The organism is Salinicola sp. LHM (assembly GCF_034479735.1).
Lineage (GTDB): Bacteria > Pseudomonadota > Gammaproteobacteria > Pseudomonadales > Halomonadaceae > Salinicola > Salinicola salarius.
The window spans coordinates 4,204,664-4,220,726 of sequence record NZ_CP140261.1; the positions used below are offsets into that span (position 1 = coordinate 4,204,664).

General features: G+C 61.5%; 13 protein-coding genes. 5 read left to right on the forward strand and 8 right to left on the reverse strand.

All coding sequences use genetic code 11. The features are described from left to right. The first annotated feature begins 28 nt into the window (after positions 1-28). On the forward strand, positions 29-1,591 hold the full coding sequence (locus R5R73_RS19180; protein WP_110636444.1) for an AAA family ATPase: 1,563 nt from the start codon (positions 29-31) through the stop codon (positions 1,589-1,591). A gap of 82 nt (positions 1,592-1,673) precedes the next feature. Here R5R73_RS19180 and R5R73_RS19185 read toward each other — a convergent pair whose 3' ends face one another. Beyond that, positions 1,674-2,351 carry a LuxR C-terminal-related transcriptional regulator gene (locus R5R73_RS19185; protein WP_110636447.1) on the reverse strand — a complete coding sequence of 226 codons (678 nt, stop codon included), beginning with the start codon at positions 2,349-2,351 and terminating at the stop codon, positions 1,674-1,676. A gap of 438 nt (positions 2,352-2,789) precedes the next feature. Between R5R73_RS19185 and rdgB the strand changes: the two genes are divergently transcribed. From rdgB to R5R73_RS19205, 4 genes are all read left to right on the forward strand, one after another. Beyond that, positions 2,790-3,422, forward strand: a complete 633-nt coding sequence (rdgB, locus tag R5R73_RS19190) for an RdgB/HAM1 family non-canonical purine NTP pyrophosphatase (RefSeq protein ID WP_110636449.1) — start codon at positions 2,790-2,792, stop codon at positions 3,420-3,422. Then, positions 3,419-4,630 carry a radical SAM family heme chaperone HemW gene (gene hemW / locus R5R73_RS19195; RefSeq protein WP_416221205.1) on the forward strand — a complete coding sequence of 404 codons (1,212 nt, stop codon included), beginning with the start codon at positions 3,419-3,421 and terminating at the stop codon, positions 4,628-4,630. Before rdgB ends, hemW begins: the two co-directional genes overlap by 4 nt. Positions 4,631-4,707: 77 nt before the next feature. Further along, positions 4,708-5,385, forward strand: a complete 678-nt coding sequence (locus R5R73_RS19200; RefSeq protein ID WP_322529626.1) for an OmpA family protein — start codon at positions 4,708-4,710, stop codon at positions 5,383-5,385. A gap of 87 nt (positions 5,386-5,472) precedes the next feature. Then, positions 5,473-6,327, forward strand: coding sequence for a 23S rRNA (adenine(2030)-N(6))-methyltransferase RlmJ (locus R5R73_RS19205; protein ID WP_322528408.1), 855 nt, complete (start codon positions 5,473-5,475; stop codon positions 6,325-6,327). 105 nt (positions 6,328-6,432) lie between these two features. Here R5R73_RS19205 and ggpS read toward each other — a convergent pair whose 3' ends face one another. The 7 genes from ggpS to rpmH all read right to left on the reverse strand — a co-directional run bounded on the left by ggpS (position 6,433) and on the right by rpmH (position 15,457). After that, complete coding sequence (ggpS, locus tag R5R73_RS19210; protein WP_322528409.1) at positions 6,433-8,715, reverse strand: glucosylglycerol-phosphate synthase; 2,283 nt, start codon at positions 8,713-8,715, stop codon at positions 6,433-6,435. A gap of 142 nt (positions 8,716-8,857) precedes the next feature. Beyond that, a complete protein-coding gene (locus R5R73_RS19215) occupies positions 8,858-10,153 on the reverse strand; it encodes an MFS transporter (protein WP_110634862.1) in 1,296 nt (431 codons plus the stop codon). Between the two features lie 208 nt (positions 10,154-10,361). Then, positions 10,362-11,441 carry a biotin/lipoate A/B protein ligase family protein gene (locus R5R73_RS19220; RefSeq protein WP_322528410.1) on the reverse strand — a complete coding sequence of 360 codons (1,080 nt, stop codon included), beginning with the start codon at positions 11,439-11,441 and terminating at the stop codon, positions 10,362-10,364. Positions 11,442-11,629: 188 nt separating this feature from the next. Next, positions 11,630-13,000, reverse strand: coding sequence for a tRNA uridine-5-carboxymethylaminomethyl(34) synthesis GTPase MnmE (gene mnmE / locus R5R73_RS19225; protein ID WP_322528411.1), 1,371 nt, complete (start codon positions 12,998-13,000; stop codon positions 11,630-11,632). A gap of 133 nt (positions 13,001-13,133) precedes the next feature. Beyond that, positions 13,134-14,822: a membrane protein insertase YidC gene (yidC, locus tag R5R73_RS19230; RefSeq protein WP_071232453.1), complete on the reverse strand. Its 1,689-nt coding sequence runs from the start codon at positions 14,820-14,822 to the stop codon at positions 13,134-13,136. Between the two features lie 105 nt (positions 14,823-14,927). After that, complete coding sequence (gene rnpA, locus R5R73_RS19235; RefSeq protein ID WP_083387420.1) at positions 14,928-15,311, reverse strand: ribonuclease P protein component; 384 nt, start codon at positions 15,309-15,311, stop codon at positions 14,928-14,930. An 11-nt stretch (positions 15,312-15,322) separates the two neighbouring features. Beyond that, positions 15,323-15,457, reverse strand: a complete 135-nt coding sequence (gene rpmH / locus R5R73_RS19240; protein WP_019019264.1) for a 50S ribosomal protein L34 — start codon at positions 15,455-15,457, stop codon at positions 15,323-15,325. Positions 15,458-16,063 lie beyond the last annotated feature (606 nt).

Genomic DNA, 16,063 nt, shown 5'->3' on the forward strand with positions numbered 1-16,063 from the left:
ACGAACGCGACTGACAGGGAGACGACGCATGAGCCGAACGCTGATACAGGCGCTCAAGGAGAGTGATTGTTTCGATCATCCGATCGGCGCCGTCGAAGTGTTCGAAACCCCCATCTCCTGGGTGGTATCGACCGGCGACTACGCCTACAAGATCAAGAAATCGCTGGATTACGGCAGTTTTCTCGATTTCTCGACCTTGGAGAAGCGACGTCGCCTCTGTGAGCAGGAAGTCGCGCTGAACCGTCGCGTGGCGCCTGCGCTCTATATCGGCTGCGTCGCGATCTCGGGGTCCGAGACGTCGCCGCGGGTCAACGACGACAGCGCGCCGATCGAGTACGCGGTCAAGATGCGCCAGTTCAGCAGCCGCCATCTGCTGAGTTCGCTGCAGGCCAGCGGTGAACTCTCGGCGGAACTGATCGACGATCTGATCGATCAGCTAGTGGCGCTGCACGAGTCGGCGCCCAGCGTGTCCGGCGATAACCCGCTGGGCTCGCCTTCGAGCATTCGCGACATGCTGGTCAACGAGTTCGAGACGATCGAGCCGCTGCTGGAATCGCCGCAGGATCAGGAGCAGCTGGCCAGGGTCAGGACACTGACGCTGGAGAGTTTTTCGCGGCTCGAACCCATTCTCGAGTCACGCTGGGAAGGCGGCTTCATTCGCGAAAGCCACGGTGATATTCACCTGGGCAATGCGGTCCGCTTCGAGGGCAAGGCGATCCTGTTCAATGGCATCGAGTTCAACGATCGCCTGCGCTGGTGCGACGTCGCCTGCGAACTGGCCTTCCTGATCATGGACCTGGAAGCCCGCGGCGAGAACGAGTTCGCGCACTATGCGCTCAATCGATATCTCGAGCTGTCCGGGGATTATCAGGCGGTCCGCCTGCTCAACTTCTACAAGCGCTATCGGGCGCTGTTGCGCGCACGGATCGAACTGGTCAGGGATCACGACGCCGGCATGATCGACGACCTGCCCGGAGGCGAGCCCATCGAGGTCTTCCGCCGTTATCTGTCCATGGCTCAGGAGTACAGCGAGTTCCGCTTCCCTTACCTGATCCTGGCGGTCGGTGTCTCCGGCAGTGGCAAGAGCCGGTTCACCGAGGAGATCGTGAGGCGTCTGGGCGGGGTACGGATCCGGTCCGATGTCGAGCGCAAGCGTCTGTTCGACTTCACGGCGGCACCCGACGATGCCGACGCCGTCTACAGCGAGCAGGCCACCGACCAGACCTATCGGCGTCTCGCCGAATTGACGGGCACGGTACTCGAAGCCGGTTTGCCGGCGTGTATCGATGCCACCTGCCTGTTGCTGGAACAGCGCAAGCGGCTTCGGTTCGAGGCCGAGAAGCGCGGGCTTCCCGTCTTGATCGTCAGTTTTGAAGCGGATCGGGCGACACTGCGGGCTCGCATCGTCAAGCGTGCCAGACGTAGCGGAGAACCTTCGGAAAGCAGCCTTGCGATTCTTGAACAGCAACTGGAACGCTTCGAGCCGTTTGCCAGCGACGAGACGACCCATCTCGTGCATCTCGACACGACGGCGCCGGATGCCAATCTGACGCTGGCTTCGTTGATCCAGGAACGCATGCGGCTGAACTGAAAAATCCACAGGGAAGCCGGTAGGGTTTCCCTGTGGATTGAAATTAGGTTCTTGCTATTGCTATTGCTATTGCTACTTGCGTTCAGCGGCGTCCGTTGGCGTAACGTGAAGCCATGACCGGAATCGTGCCCAGATTCTGTCGCGCCCAGTTGGTGGCCTGGATGCGGTTGTGAACGTTGATCTTGCGGAACAAGTTGTAGAGATGCGACTTGACCGTGTGTTCGCTCACGAACAGTTTTTCTGCGATTTCCGTATTGCTGGCACCCGATACCAGCAGGGTAACGATCTCCAGCTCACGTCGCGTCAGGCCACACACCGGTCGATAGGTATTGACCTGCTGGCGACGGTAAAAGTCTATCAACATCGCGGAGAGCGGCCGAGAAATCCACAGCTCGCCTTCCATTAGTTTGACAATACCTTTACAAATAAGCTCGAGATTGTCCTGCCGGTAGAACACGCCACGCAGGTGGATACCGATCAACAGTTCCATGACCTGCTTGTTATCGCGAACATTGAAGGCCGACAGAATGATCGCGTTATTTTCTTCGGCTCTGGTATTCCAGGCCAGTAAGTCTTTTTCCTGAACGTGATCTCCATCCAACAGGACGAGAACGTGGCGCCCTTCAGCCACCGGAAAACGCTCCTGGGGGCTGAGTGCCGAGACACGGCAGCCGGTTTTCTGGTGGATGTAGTCCAAAAATAGTACAGACTGAGAGTTACAATCCGTAACAAGTACGATATCGGTGTTTTCAGTGTTCATGGTCTGATCCCTTCGAAGGATTTTAATTAGTCTTTTACACTTTTCGTTGTGATCCCTGGCTAGGTAATCGACTGCCTTCCGCGATTGTTGGAGCCCAATAGTGTTAATAAAACCCATGCGTTGTAAATATAGGGCATCTAACTTTTCAAACCGTGACACCGCGGGAACAATTAAGGACTCTGTAATTTTTTGACATTTCCTCTAAAAATCATAGATTTATAGTCATGTTGGCGGCAATTAATTAAAAAACATTGTTTCCATTCCCAGAAAAAGCACGCTTTCCTCTCTACAAAACAGGAATGACCAATAGGCGAATTTTTGAGTTTTCTCATCATCGGCGGTAGTGGGAACTTCAATGGCAATAATAAGGGGCGCTATGCCCCGATCGCCGCGCCCCGTAGAATGACCGCTTTTGGCAGGAGACTCTGACAGGAGCCCATGAGCGTGCAGATTGATAACCTGGTCGTAGCCAGTGGCAACCGTGGAAAACTGGCTGAATTCCAGCAGCTACTAGGCCCGCTCGGTCTGCGTGTCCAACCGCAGTCGGATTTCGGCGTGACCGATGTGGAAGAGACCGGACTGACATTCGTCGAGAATGCCATCCTCAAGGCGCGAGCCGCCGCCCGTGCCAGCGGGTTGCCGGCGTTGGCCGACGATTCCGGGCTGGCAGTCGACGCACTGGCAGGGGCGCCGGGCATCTACTCGGCCCGCTATGCCGGGGAATCGAACAACGGCGAATCCAAGGATGCGGCCAACAATGCCAAGCTGCTGGCGGCACTCAAGGATGTTCCCGAAGGGGAACGCACGGCGCGTTACTGGTGTGTGCTGGTCTATCTGCGGCATGCCGACGATCCCGTGCCGCTGATCGTCCAGTGCGACTGGAAAGGCGACATCCTGGCGTATCCGCGGGGTAATGGCGGCTTCGGCTACGATCCGCTTTTCTGGATACCCGAGTGTGGCATGAGCGTCGCCGAACTCAGCGCCGAGGAGAAGAACCGCTTGAGTCACCGGGGACGTGCGCTGCAGTCGCTGATCACGCAGCTCAAGGAATCGGGACAGGTTTCGGAATGATGGCTTTGCCGCCGCTGGCGCTCTACATCCACGTGCCCTGGTGCGTGCGCAAGTGTCCGTACTGCGATTTCAATTCGCATGGCGTGGGTCACGGCGCGGCGCTGCCGGAGTCCCGTTACGTCGAAGCGCTGCTGGCGGATCTCGATCACGACCTGCCGGCGGTTCAGGGCCGCGAGATCGTCAGTATCTTCATTGGCGGTGGGACGCCAAGCCTGCTCTCTCCGGCGGCCTACCAGCGCCTTTTCGATGGCCTGCGCGCGCGGCTGGCCTTCGCTTCGGATATCGAAATCACCCTGGAAGCCAACCCCGGCACAGTGGAGCAGGGCCGCTTCGAGGGCTACCGCCGGGCGGGAATCAATCGGTTATCCATCGGCGTGCAGAGTTTCGCCGCCGCACAGCTCGAAGCATTGGGTCGCATTCACAATGGTGACGAGGCGGTGCGGGCAATGCGCAGCGCTCGGGATGCCGGGTTCGACAACGTCAATCTGGACCTGATGCACGGCCTGCCGGGGCAGACGCTGGAGACGGCGCTGCGGGATATCGAGACGGCGCTGGCGCTCGAGCCCACGCACCTGTCGTGGTATCAGCTGACGCTGGAGCCCAATACCGAATTCTTCTCCCATCCGCCGGCGCTGCCCGATGAAGAGCGGCTGTGGGATATCCAGGACGCCGGCCACGAACGGATCGAGGCAGCCGGTTTCTCCCGCTACGAGATTTCCGCCTACGCCCGGCCCGGGCGGCAGGCGCGCCACAATCTCAATTACTGGCGTTTCGGCGACTATCTCGGCATCGGCGCCGGTGCGCACGGCAAACTTTCCCGGGTCGACTCGGCAGGGAAGTGGCGTATCGAACGTCGCTGGAAAACGCGCCAGCCCGACGCCTACCTGCGCCGTCTCGACGACCCGCGCGGCTTCGTGGCCGGTGGTCAGGAAGTGGACGACCAGGCACTGCCGCTCGAGTTTCTGATGAACGCCTTGCGCCTGACCGAAGGCGTGAGTGCCGAGGATTGGGTAAACCATACCGGTCGGGCATTGTCTGAACTGACGCCTCGCCTGGAGCCGGCGCGACAGAAAGGACTGTTGATGGAGACGCCGTCGCGTCTGCAAGCGACCCCGCAAGGCCTGTTATTCTTGAACGACCTGCTCGCGCTGTTCGATGAAGCGCATTCGACCAACGGCGTCGATCCTCGAACGAGGGCCGAGCAGTGATGGATTCGTCGTCACGTTTCTGGCGACAGGTAAGACGTGATGATTTGCCAGCAAGGAGCTCCTCAAGCATGAAGATGATGAAAAAGACGTTCTGGTTGTCCATTCCGCTCGCCATGGCGGTTGGTGTGACCGGCTGTGCTTCCACCGGTACCGATGGCCAGCAGCAGAGCAGCGGCAACACCAAGACCTGGAGCGGTGCCGGCATTGGGGCGGTCGCCGGGGCGGTCGCGGGTGCATTGACCGGCGACGGCGGCAGCAGCACCCGGGATCGCGCCTTGATCGGTGCGGCGGCCGGTGCGGCGATCGGCGGCGGAGTCGGCGCCTACATGGATTCCCAGGAGAAAGAGCTGCGCAATCGCCTCGACGGTACGGACATCGGCGTCGAGCGTAACGGCAACGATCTGATCCTCAACATGCCGAGCAGCGTGACTTTCGACGTCGACGCCAGCGATCTGAAGACGGCAGCACGCCAGGCGCTCAACGATGTCAATGCGGTGCTGCGCTCCTATCCGGAAACGCGCATCAACGTGGCAGGCTATACCGACAGCACCGGCTCCGACAGCTACAACCAGAAGCTGTCCGAGCGGCGTGCGCAGTCGGTGGCGACCTATCTCGAACAGGGTGGCGTCGATGGCGGGCGCATCAACGCTGTCGGCTACGGCGAGTCGAACCCGGTCGCCAGCAACGACACCGAGGCGGGCCGTGCCCAGAATCGTCGCGTCGAGATCACGCTGACGCCGACACAGCAGTCCTGAGACCCAAGGCCGTCCCGAGACGGCCGATGATCGGTCTCGAATCCGGGCGTGGCCAACAGCCACGCCCTTTTTGATGGATGGATCCCCATGCTTGCCTACCAGCACGCCTATCATGCCGGCAATTTCGCCGACGTCCACAAGCACCTTGGCTTGCGGCAACTCGTCCTGGCCATGATGAAAAAGTCTTCCGCCATCAGCTTCGTCGATACCCATGCCGGCCGGGGGCTCTATCCGCTGGCCGCGCCGGAGACGCAGAAACTGGGCGAATATCGCCAGGGCGTCGAACGGCTATGGCAGCGTCGTCGCGGTATTCCTGCCGGTTCGCCGGTGGGTGAATGGCTGGCGGCGCTGGCGACGTTGCAGCCAGGTGCCGAGCTGAGCCGATACCCCGGCTCGCCCTGGTGGCTGGGTTCGGCGCTACGTCCGCAGGATCGGCTGACGCTGTTCGAGCTGCATCCGGGTGAACACCAGCACCTGGCCGATCAGGCCCTGGCGACCGACAGCGCCGTGCAGCGGCGGCAGGCGGATGGCCTCAAGGGGCTGGTGAAAGGATTGCCGGTCTCCACGCCGCGGCTGTGCGTACTGATCGACCCGAGCTACGAACGCAAGGCGGAGTATGACGAGGTCGCCGAGACGTTGCGCCAGGTGGTACGCAAGGTACGTCATGCGGTGGTGCTGGTGTGGTATCCGCTATTGCCGGCGGGGCGCCACCAGACGATGCTGGCAACACTGCGAGAGGCTGGCATTCCCAAGCTTTGGCGTAGCGAACTGCAGATCCGGGAACCGATCGCCGACCGCGGCATGTATGGCAGCGGCCTGCTGATGCTCAATCCGCCGTGGCAGCTGGATCGGGAGCTTGATCGCGCCTTTTCCACGCTGGCCCCGATGCTCGCCGATGGCGCTAGGCATCATGGCGAGTGGTGGACGGCCGAGACTTCCTAGCTACGGGCTACGGGCTACGGGCTACGGGCTACGGGCTACGGGCTATGGGCGCCACTTGCATTGACAGCAAGTGGCGATCACCGTTTTTTCGCGGCTCGCGGTGCGTCAGACCAGGCCGGTAGTCGTGGGGTTGACCGGACTTTCGGTGCCCGCCGGCTCTTCGCCCTTGATGGCAGCGATGAATTCGTTGCCCCAGCGGCGGATATCGTTGTAGCTGACGATATCGTTCAACTGACGTAGCCGCGCCTCCGCCTCCGCGCGAGGCAGGTTGAGGCCCAGATAACAGGTCCGGGCCAGATCGTGGAGATCGTGCGGGTTGGTCAGAATGGCGCCTTTCAGCTCGGCGGCTGCGCCGGCGAATTCCGACAGCACCAGCACGCCACAGCCCTGGGTCAGCCCCTGGGTCGCCGCGAACTCCTTGGCCACCAGGTTGAGACCGTCACGCAACGGGGTGATCCACATGACGTCGGCCATGGCGTACCAGGCGACCACCTCCTCGAAGGGGAAGCCGCGGAAATAGAACTGCACCGGGGTCCAGCCGACGTCGGCGAAGCGGCCGTTGATATGGCCAATGGTCTGCTCGATCTGGGTCTGCAGCTCGTTGTAGATGGTCATTTCCCGGGCGGCAGGCACGCAGATGCTGACCAGCGTCACCTTGCCGCGTAGTTCGGGGTTCTCGTCGAGCAGAAGCTCGTAGGCCTGGAGTTTCTCGAGGATGCCCTTGGTGTAATCGAGTCGTTCCACCGACAGGATCAGCTTGACCTTGCTGAACTCTTCTCGCAGCTCGGCCATGCGCGAGCTGGCGCCTTCCTGATTCAATGCATTCTTGATCCGATCGATATCCAGCCCGACCGGATGCGCGCCCAGGCGGACGACGCGGGAGCCGGTATCTACGGCCGTGGTCATGGTCTCGAGGCCGACGGCGCAGCCGTAGGTCAGAAACCGCGGCGCGCAGCTCTGTCGGGACAGCGTGCTCAGCGGCACGACACCGCGGGCGACATCGACGAAGTTCTCGACCTGGCGCGGGATATGGAAGGCGACATAGTCGCACTGCAGCAGGCTGCCGATGATCTCGCGGCGCCACGGCAGCACGTTGAAGACATCCGCCGAAGGAAAGTAGGTGTGATGGAAGAAGGCGATGCGCAGGTCGGGACGCATCTCGCGCAGATAGGCCGGCACCATCCACAGGTTGTAGTCGTGAATCCAGATCAGCGCGCCCTCGGCGGCCTCTTCTGCAGTGCGTTCGGCGAAGGCGCGGTTGACCTCGCAATAGACTTCCCAGTCATCCTCGCGGAAATGCGCGCGTTCCCAGAACGTGTGCAACGTCGGCCAGAACGCCTCCTTGGAGAAGCGCTTGTAGAAGGTATCGACCTGGACCTTGGTCAGCGGCACGCGGGCGGCGGTCAGCAGTGGGTACTGTTTGGCGTCGACACTGGTGTGGGTCACGAAATCCTCGGCATCGTCCTCCTCGTGGATCGACCAGGCGATCCACGAGCCCCTCTGATTGGCGAAGAAGCTCAGCAGCGTCGGGATGATGCCGTTGGGGGAAGTCGGGCGACGGCGCTGGATCTTGCCATCGACCCGGTACTCTTCGTAAGGCAGCCGGTGATAGACCATCACCAGTTCGGCCTTGCCGGTCTGCGTCTCGTCGCGACGATTCTCCGCCGCCATGCCGTGAGCCCCGAGGAAGCCGAAGTGGGCGAACGCTTCGATGATGCCGGCACAGCCCGCTTTTTCGGCGTGCATGACGCGGGTCTGATTCTGTGTCTGCTCGAGCAGGGGCGGTTCCGACCCGCCGACGCAGACCGACTTGAAGCCGGCGGTGAGCATGGCGAGATCGTTCATGGTATCGCCGGCGACCAGTACATCCTCGCTGTCGATCTCCAGCCATTCGACCAGTTTCTGCAGACTGCTGCCCTTGTTGACGCCTTTGGGCAGGAAATCCAGATAGCGCCCGGCCGAGTAGAGCATCTCGCAGCCCAGTTCCGCTGCCAGCCCGGCCAGCGCTTCGTCCCTGGCGCGCTCGGGTGGGCAGTAATAGGAGCAGCGGCGCAGCTGTGGCTCGTCCTGGCGCACCACGTCCGGGAAGCGTTGCATGGCGCTGGCGACACGTGATTCGCCCGGCCAGCGGGTTTCGATTTCGTTCTGCAGTGGCTGGATCGGCTGCAGGCTGTCACCGAAGTAGAGGCTGGCGCCCACGTCGGCGACGATATAGTCCGGTTGCGGTAGCGTGGGGTCGGACAACAGCGGCAGAATCGCCTCCAGGCTGCGGCCGCTGATATAGGCCAGCTTGATGTCCGGATGCGCGGCGATGGTCTGATAGAGACTCAGGCGGGCTTCGGCGTCACCGCCGAGAAAGGTGCCGTCGAGATCGGTTGCAAGTAGCATGTTTTCCTCCTGCCCGGCCTTCGGTGCCGGGGCGATTTTCCCTGCGCGAGCGGTTCGTGCGTTCGTCGAATGACTTGGCATAGGGTCTGTCGCCGTTCCGGCGCGACCGTGCATGAAACGGCAACAGACCCTGGATTCAGGATCAGGCCTTGCCGGCCATCTCGACGATTCGCTGGCGTTCGTGCTCTTCGTAGAAGCTGGGGTCGGCGAACAGATCCTTCTGAATGTCGTCGTACATCATTTCCAGGGCCTGGCTACTGGTCGGTGTCATCGGTTCGAAGTGGGCCGTGTCGCCGCTGACCAGAACCGAAACACGGCGGCGGCGATAAATGGCGTAGCCTGCGAGAAGAACCATGATCGCGGCGATGTAGAGCGGTAACCCCTGGTCGCCGATGTTGTGCATGATCACCCCGGCCAGGATCGGAGCGACGGCGCTACCGGCACCCTGAACGACCAGCATATCAGCTGAGCCGGCCACGATTTCGTCGGGATGCAACTGATCGATCAACTGGGCGACAGCAATCGGATAGATCGAGAACGACAAGCCGCCCCAGATGAAATATAGCCCGAGCAGCGTTATCTGATTGGGCGCGAACGGCATGGCAGCGGCAGCGATCGCGGCGAGCATCACGACATAGGTCATGACGCGGGGACGATCGTGAGTATCGGAGAACCGGCCGATGGGGATCTGCAGCAGGGCGCCACCGACGATGGCGCAGCTCATCACCACGCCGACACCGGCGACATCGAACCCGACACTGCGGGCGTAGACCGGCGTCAGCGTCCAGAACGCGCCCATGGCAAGCCCTGACATCGCCGAGGCAGCAACGGCCAGCGGGGCGAACCCCAGCAGTGCCTTGAGACTGCTCTTGGGTCGGGCGGGGATGACGGGCTGGCTGCGCTTGGTGATCGTGATCGGCAACAGCGCCCAACTGATCAGTATCGACGCGAGCGCGAACAGCAGGAAGCCATCGGGGCTATCCAGGCGCAGGATCTGCTGGGCGATGGCCAGCGCGCCCAGGTTGACCACCATGTAGATGGCAAACACTCGGCCACGCTGATGGCTGGCGGCCTGGCTGTTGAGCCAGCTTTCGATCACCGTCATCAAGGTGATGAAGGAAAGGCCATAGATCACTCGGAGACCCAGCCACACCCAGGGATTGATGAATATCAGGTGAAGCAGCGCAGCCGAGGCACAGAGCCCGGCACAGAATGCGAAGGTACGGATGTGGCCCATGCGTTTGATCAGCCGGCCGCTGATCCAGGTACCGCCAATGAAGCCGATGAAGTAACCAGACATGATGATGCCGATCAGGCTGGTCGAAAAGCCTTCGTCGGCGCCACGCAGTGTCAACAGGGTATTGATCAGACCGTTGCCGAGCAGCAGTAACGCTACGCTCCCCAGCAACGCGCGGATGGGTCGTAACAACGACCACATGGCTTTCTCCTTCGGTTGCCCGAGTCATTCCATGCAGTAAGCGTGCCAGGCACGGGGGCGTTCGGGGAAATCACATTTATTATAATACGATATTATCGAAGTAAGATTATAACCATGACCCATATTATTGGATGGCGTGCACCTGGATGGTGCGCTCTAGCTGACCCGATTCAGCTTAGCAGCCCGACGCCGTGCTGACCGCGACGAATCAAGACACGCGACGTGTCCACGCCTCGCTGGCGAACGTGTCCTTCGCCAAGGTGTGTGCCGCATCCAGCTCGTCTTGCGTGAGCGATTCCGACATCAGTGTGAAACGGGCGGCGAACGAGTCGATCATGCGCTGAATGATCTCCTCTCGCTCGAGACCAGTCTGGCGCTTGAGCGGATCGACGCGCTTGCCGGCGCTGGTGGTGCCTTTGTCGGAAAGCTTTTCGCGGCCAATCCGCAGCACCCGGGTGAGCTTGTCGGCGTCGATATCGTAGGCCATGGTGACGTGGTGCAGCACCGCGCCGTTGATTCGCTTCTGGGCGGCACCGGCGATCTTGCCGCCCGGCGAGGTGATGTCGTTGATCGGCACGTACCAGGCATTGATACCCATGTCGCCCAGCGCCTGAATGACCCAATCGTCGAGAAAGGCGTAGCTTTCGACGAAGGTGAGCCCCTGGACCAGCGTTTCCGGCACGATCAGCGACCAGGTGATCGTATTGCCGGGCTCGACGAACATGGCGCCGCCGCCGCTGATACGGCGAACGACCTCGATACCGGCGTCGCGCGCGGCATCGAGATCGACTTCGTTGGCCAGCGACTGGAACACGCCGATGATGATCGCGGCGCGATCCCACTCCCACACGCGCAGTGTCGGGCCACGGCGTCCCGCCGCCACTTCGCGCGTCAGCACTTCGTCCAGGGCCATGTGAAGGAGCGGTGATTCCGGCTCGCGGTGAATCAGGCCGAACCGGTGATCCCGCCAATCCGAGGTTCGCGAGAGGGCACGACGGATCACGGTAGCGATGGCCGGCACGGACAGCCCGACCATTTCGGTCTGTGACGGAAGCGCGGATTGGATTCTGGCGATCAGGGTATTGGCATCGGCATCGATTGCCGCGCCCTCGAGCGCCCGATCGATCGTCTCCAGCGCCTCATCGGGCTCGAGGAAGAAATCCCCGGACAGCTGCACCGAGGCCAACCGACCCTCTCGGACGGTGACGTCCGCCACCAGCAATTTACCGCCCGGTACCTTGTATTCACCATGAAGGATCGCTTCGCGATCATGATCCGACTGCGCCATTCTGTCTCCTGGGCCAAGCTGTTCGATATCGACAGTATAGCCACAAGGTATCTGGCGCCTGACGTGACGGCGCTCGTTGTCAGAAAGGTGGTGGACTCACGTTGGGCCCGGGTGACGGTTCGATGCCCGGGCAGGCGGATCGGCCGGCTTTCCGCCTGCCCCGAGCTGGATTCGACCAACCTGCGGCTTTATTTCCCGATACAGAAGCTGCCGAAGATCTCCCCGAGCAGATCGTCGGCGGTGAATTCGCCGGTGATCTCGTTGAGGGACTGCTGGGCCTCGCGCAAATCTTCGGCGAGCAGTTCGCCGGCGGCGGCGCCTTCGAGCTGTGCGGTGCCGTTGGCCAGGGCCTGGGCGGCGCGTTCCAGTGCGTCGAGATGGCGGCGGCGGGCGGAGAAGCGCCCCTCCGTGGTGGCATCGAAGCCCATCACCGCCTTCAGATGGGATTTCAGGTTATCCACACCCGCGCCGGTTTCCGCCGATATCCGGATGACCGGAGGCGTTGTGGACAAGTCGAAGTCGCTGCCTTCGCCGCTCTGGTCGATCTTGTTGCGCACCAGGGTCAGCCGGCCGGGATCGGGCAAGCGTTCGACGAATTCCGGCCAGATCTCCACCGGGTCGAGCGACTCCGTCTCGCGACCGTCGACCAGCAGCAGCACCCGATCCGCCTTCTCGATCTCCGCCCAGGCGCGCTGAACGCCGATCTTCTCCACTGCGTCCGGCGTGTCGCGCAGCCCGGCGGTATCGATCACGTGCAGCGGCATGCCGTCGAGATGGATGTGCTCGCGCAGCACGTCGCGGGTGGTGCCCTCGATCTCGGTGACGATGGCGCTGTCGCGTTCGGTCAGGCGGTTGAGCAGGCTGGACTTGCCGGCATTGGGACGACCGGCGATGACCACGCTCATGCCCTCGCGCATCAGCGCGCCCTGGTTGGCAGCGGCGCGGACGGTCTCCAGCGTCTGCCTCAATGTCGCCAGCTTGGCGGCGACCACGCCGTCGGCGAGGAAATCGATCTCTTCCTCGGGGAAGTCGATCGCCGCCTCGACGTAAAGACGAAGTTCGATCAGCTCGCTGACCAGTTGTGAAACGCGCTGCGAGAATTCGCCCTGCAACGAGCGCAGGGCATTTTCCGCCGCGGCGCGGGAGCTGGCATCGATCAGATCGGCGATCGCCTCGGCCTGGGCCAGATCGAGCTTGTCGTTGAGGAAGGCGCGCTCGGAAAATTCGCCAGGCCGCGCCAGCCGCGCGCCCAGTTGCACGCAGCGTTCCAGCAGCATGTCCATCAGCACCGGGCCGCCGTGACCCTGAAGTTCCAGCACGTCCTCGCCGGTGAAGGAGTGGGGGCCGGGAAAGTAGAGCGCGATGCCTTCGTCGATGACGCTGGCGTCGCCATGAAACGGACCGTAGTGCGCGTAGCGAGGCGTCGGCTGATGCCCGAGAATGGTCTCCGCCAAGGCTTTGGCCGACGGCCCCGAGACGCGGACGATACCGACGCCGCCGCGTCCGGGCGGCGTGGCCAGGGCGGCAATGGTGTCCTGTCGGTAGAGCGGCATGTTCATGGCAGTCTCCGGTCGGGGGATCGAGGGTGGCCATTGCCGTTCGGCAAGCCTGGCCGAGTATTGTCCGGGGGCAGGTATCAAAACGCCAGACCCCCGCCGGGGCGGGGGTCTGGAAGTGCGACGAACGTCAGCGTCAGCCTTTGGCTTTCACGGCCTTGCCGCCGCCGGCGTCTTCCTTCAACACCTTGTTGGTGATGAACCACTGCTGAAGGATCGAGATGCTGTTGTTCACGATCCAGTAGATCACCAGGCCAGCCGGGAACCACAGGAAGAAGAAGGTGAAGACGATCGGCAGCATCTTCATGATCTTCGCCTGCATCGGGTCCGGCGGGGTCGGGTTGAGGAATTGCTGAAGCAGCATGGTGCCGCCCATGATGATCGGCAGGATGAAGTAAGGATCCTTGGCCGAGAGATCGTTGATCCACAGCATGAACGGCGCATGGCGCAGCTCGACCGACTCCATCAGCATCCAGTAGAGCGCGATGAACACCGGCATCTGAATGACCATCGGCAGGCAGCCGCCCAGAGGATTGATCTTCTCCTTCTGGTAGAACTTCATCATTTCCTGCGACATCTTCTGGCGATCGTCGCCGTACTGCTCCTTGAGCCGCTGCATCTCCGGGCCCATCTTGCGCATCCGCGCCATCGACTTGTAGGCCTTGGCGGCGAGCGGGAACAGCACGATCTTGACGCAGACGGTCAGCAGGACGATGGACCAGCCCCAGTTGCCGATCAGGCCATGGATCTTCTCGAGCAGCCAGAACAGCGGATTGGCCAGGAACCACAGCCAGCCGAAGTCGACGGTCAGCTCCAGATGAGGCGCCACGGCTTCGAGGCGATCCTGCACCTTCGGGCCTACGAACAGCGTCGCGGCGAGTGTCGCCTGCTGGCCGGGCTCGATGGTCTGGTTGGGGCCGGCGAAGGCGGCGACCGTGCGATCGCGATTGTCGACGCTGCCGTAGTAGAGGTTCTGCTGGTCGGCGTCCGGAACCCAGGCAGAGGTGAAGTAGTGCTGGATCATCGCGACCCAGCCGCCTTTCACGTCACGGTTCTGGAAGTTGCCACTGCGAATGTCTTCGAAGTCGACCTTGCTGTAATTCTCGTCCGGAGAGGAGAACGCCGCACCCAGGAAGGAATGCATACCGACGCCGGAGCCGTTGGTGGGGTCTTCGCTCTGATCACGCGCCAACTGGCCGATGAAGCGTGCGGTGACCGGTTGCTGGCTTTCGTTGTCGATCAGATATTCGACCTTGATGGCGTAATCGTCGCGATTGATGACGAAGCGCTTGATGATGTCGACACCGTTGACGCTACCGTGCAGATCGACGTTGATCGAGTCCTGACCTTCACTGAGCTGGTAGCTGTTCTGATCGGCGGTGAACGGGATGCGACCCGAATGCCCCTCGATCTGCAGCCCGGACTTGGCCACGTAGCTGCGCACGTTGTTGTCGCTGAGCAGAACGAAAGGCGTATTGGAATCGAGCGCCTGATCATGGCCGAACAGCGCGGCATAGACGATATCGCCGCCGTTGGGATTGATGCGCAGATCCAGCACGTCGCTCTGGACCTGAATCAGGTTGCTGCCTCGGGCCGGATCGGCGCCGGCGGGCATGTCATCCTGGATCGGCTTGGCATTGCCGTTGCTGTCCGTCGGTGCGGACAGGGCGCTGCCTTCACCATTGTCGCTGTTACCCGATGACGCTGCCATCTCCGGCGCCGGGTTGTTCACGACGTTCTGACCATAGTCTTGATTCCACTGCATGATCAGCAGATAGGCCAGCACGGCCAGCGGAATCACGAAAAGGAGTCGTTTCAAATCCATATAGAGGTCTGCCCGGTAAGGGAATGGGTCAGTGGGCGCCGGGCATCGGCAGTCGACCGGCAAAATTCGCCGGTACGCCCCGGCTTTCGGCGCGGGGGAGTCCGATCAGGATGACGAAGCGTCTTGTCGCGTCTGACGAGCGGACTTTTCCAGGCGCTTCCACATGCCATTGAGCTGGCGAGAGACGCTGGCGTTGTCCAACTCGTGTACCCCTCGCCGAGCGAGTATCACGATATCCACGGCCGGTAAACGATGCTGCTGATGGCGGATGGATTCGCGCACGAGGCGTTTGAGACGGTTGCGGTCGACGGCACGACGCACGTTCTTCTTGCTGAAGATCAACCCGATCCGCGGATGGCCCAACGCGTTGGGACGAGCCAACGCCAGCAATCCTTTACCATGGACCTTGTAAGGAGCGTGGTCGAAAACGTGCTTGTAGTCCCCGGCATTCAGCAGACGCAACTGCCGGGGAAAACGCTGATCGGACACTCGGCGTCCGATCAGGCGCTGAGACGCTTGCGGCCTTTGGCGCGGCGACGAGCAATGACCTGACGGCCGTTCTTGGTGGCCATACGGGCGCGAAAACCGTGGACGCGCTTACGCTTCAGAACGCTGGGCTGGAAGGTGCGTTTCATAGCTGCTAATTCCCAATTAGTTGATTTCTAAAGAAAACGGGTTGAAGCGGGGTGCCCGACACGTTTGCAGGAAGCGGGCTCACTCGACTCAAGAGCGGGAATTCTAGTGAATCCGCGGTGCCGGTGCAATTTTTCCGTGAATTATCCACACCCTGTTACGGGTCGAGCGCGGGCCCTGACGTGTCGGGTCGGATACTCGTGCCGCAACGGATCCGAACTGGGCGACCCCGCGATGATCGGCCTTGGAGGCGTACCGTGGATGACCGTTTCCGAAGTGGGCTTGTCGCTCATGTGGTTAACAACGGGGATAATGTTTGTGGATAAGCTGTTTTTTCCCCTTTATAACAAAGGCCTATGTGTTGATTCAGGTTGTGGGGAAGTTGCGCATTAGCGGTGGGCGGGATGGATGCCTTCGAAGATGAAGGCAAGCGCCTGCAACAGGTTATTCGCAGCTATCACCAGAAAATCCACAGATTTCGGCCTGAAGGACGGCAACTTATCCACAATTGCCTCGAATTTACCCTCGTGTGGATAACCTGGCAGGTCGACGCTACAATGTGCGCCCGTTTTTTCCATTCTCGTTTTCTCAACGTTCGGTGAGGTCGT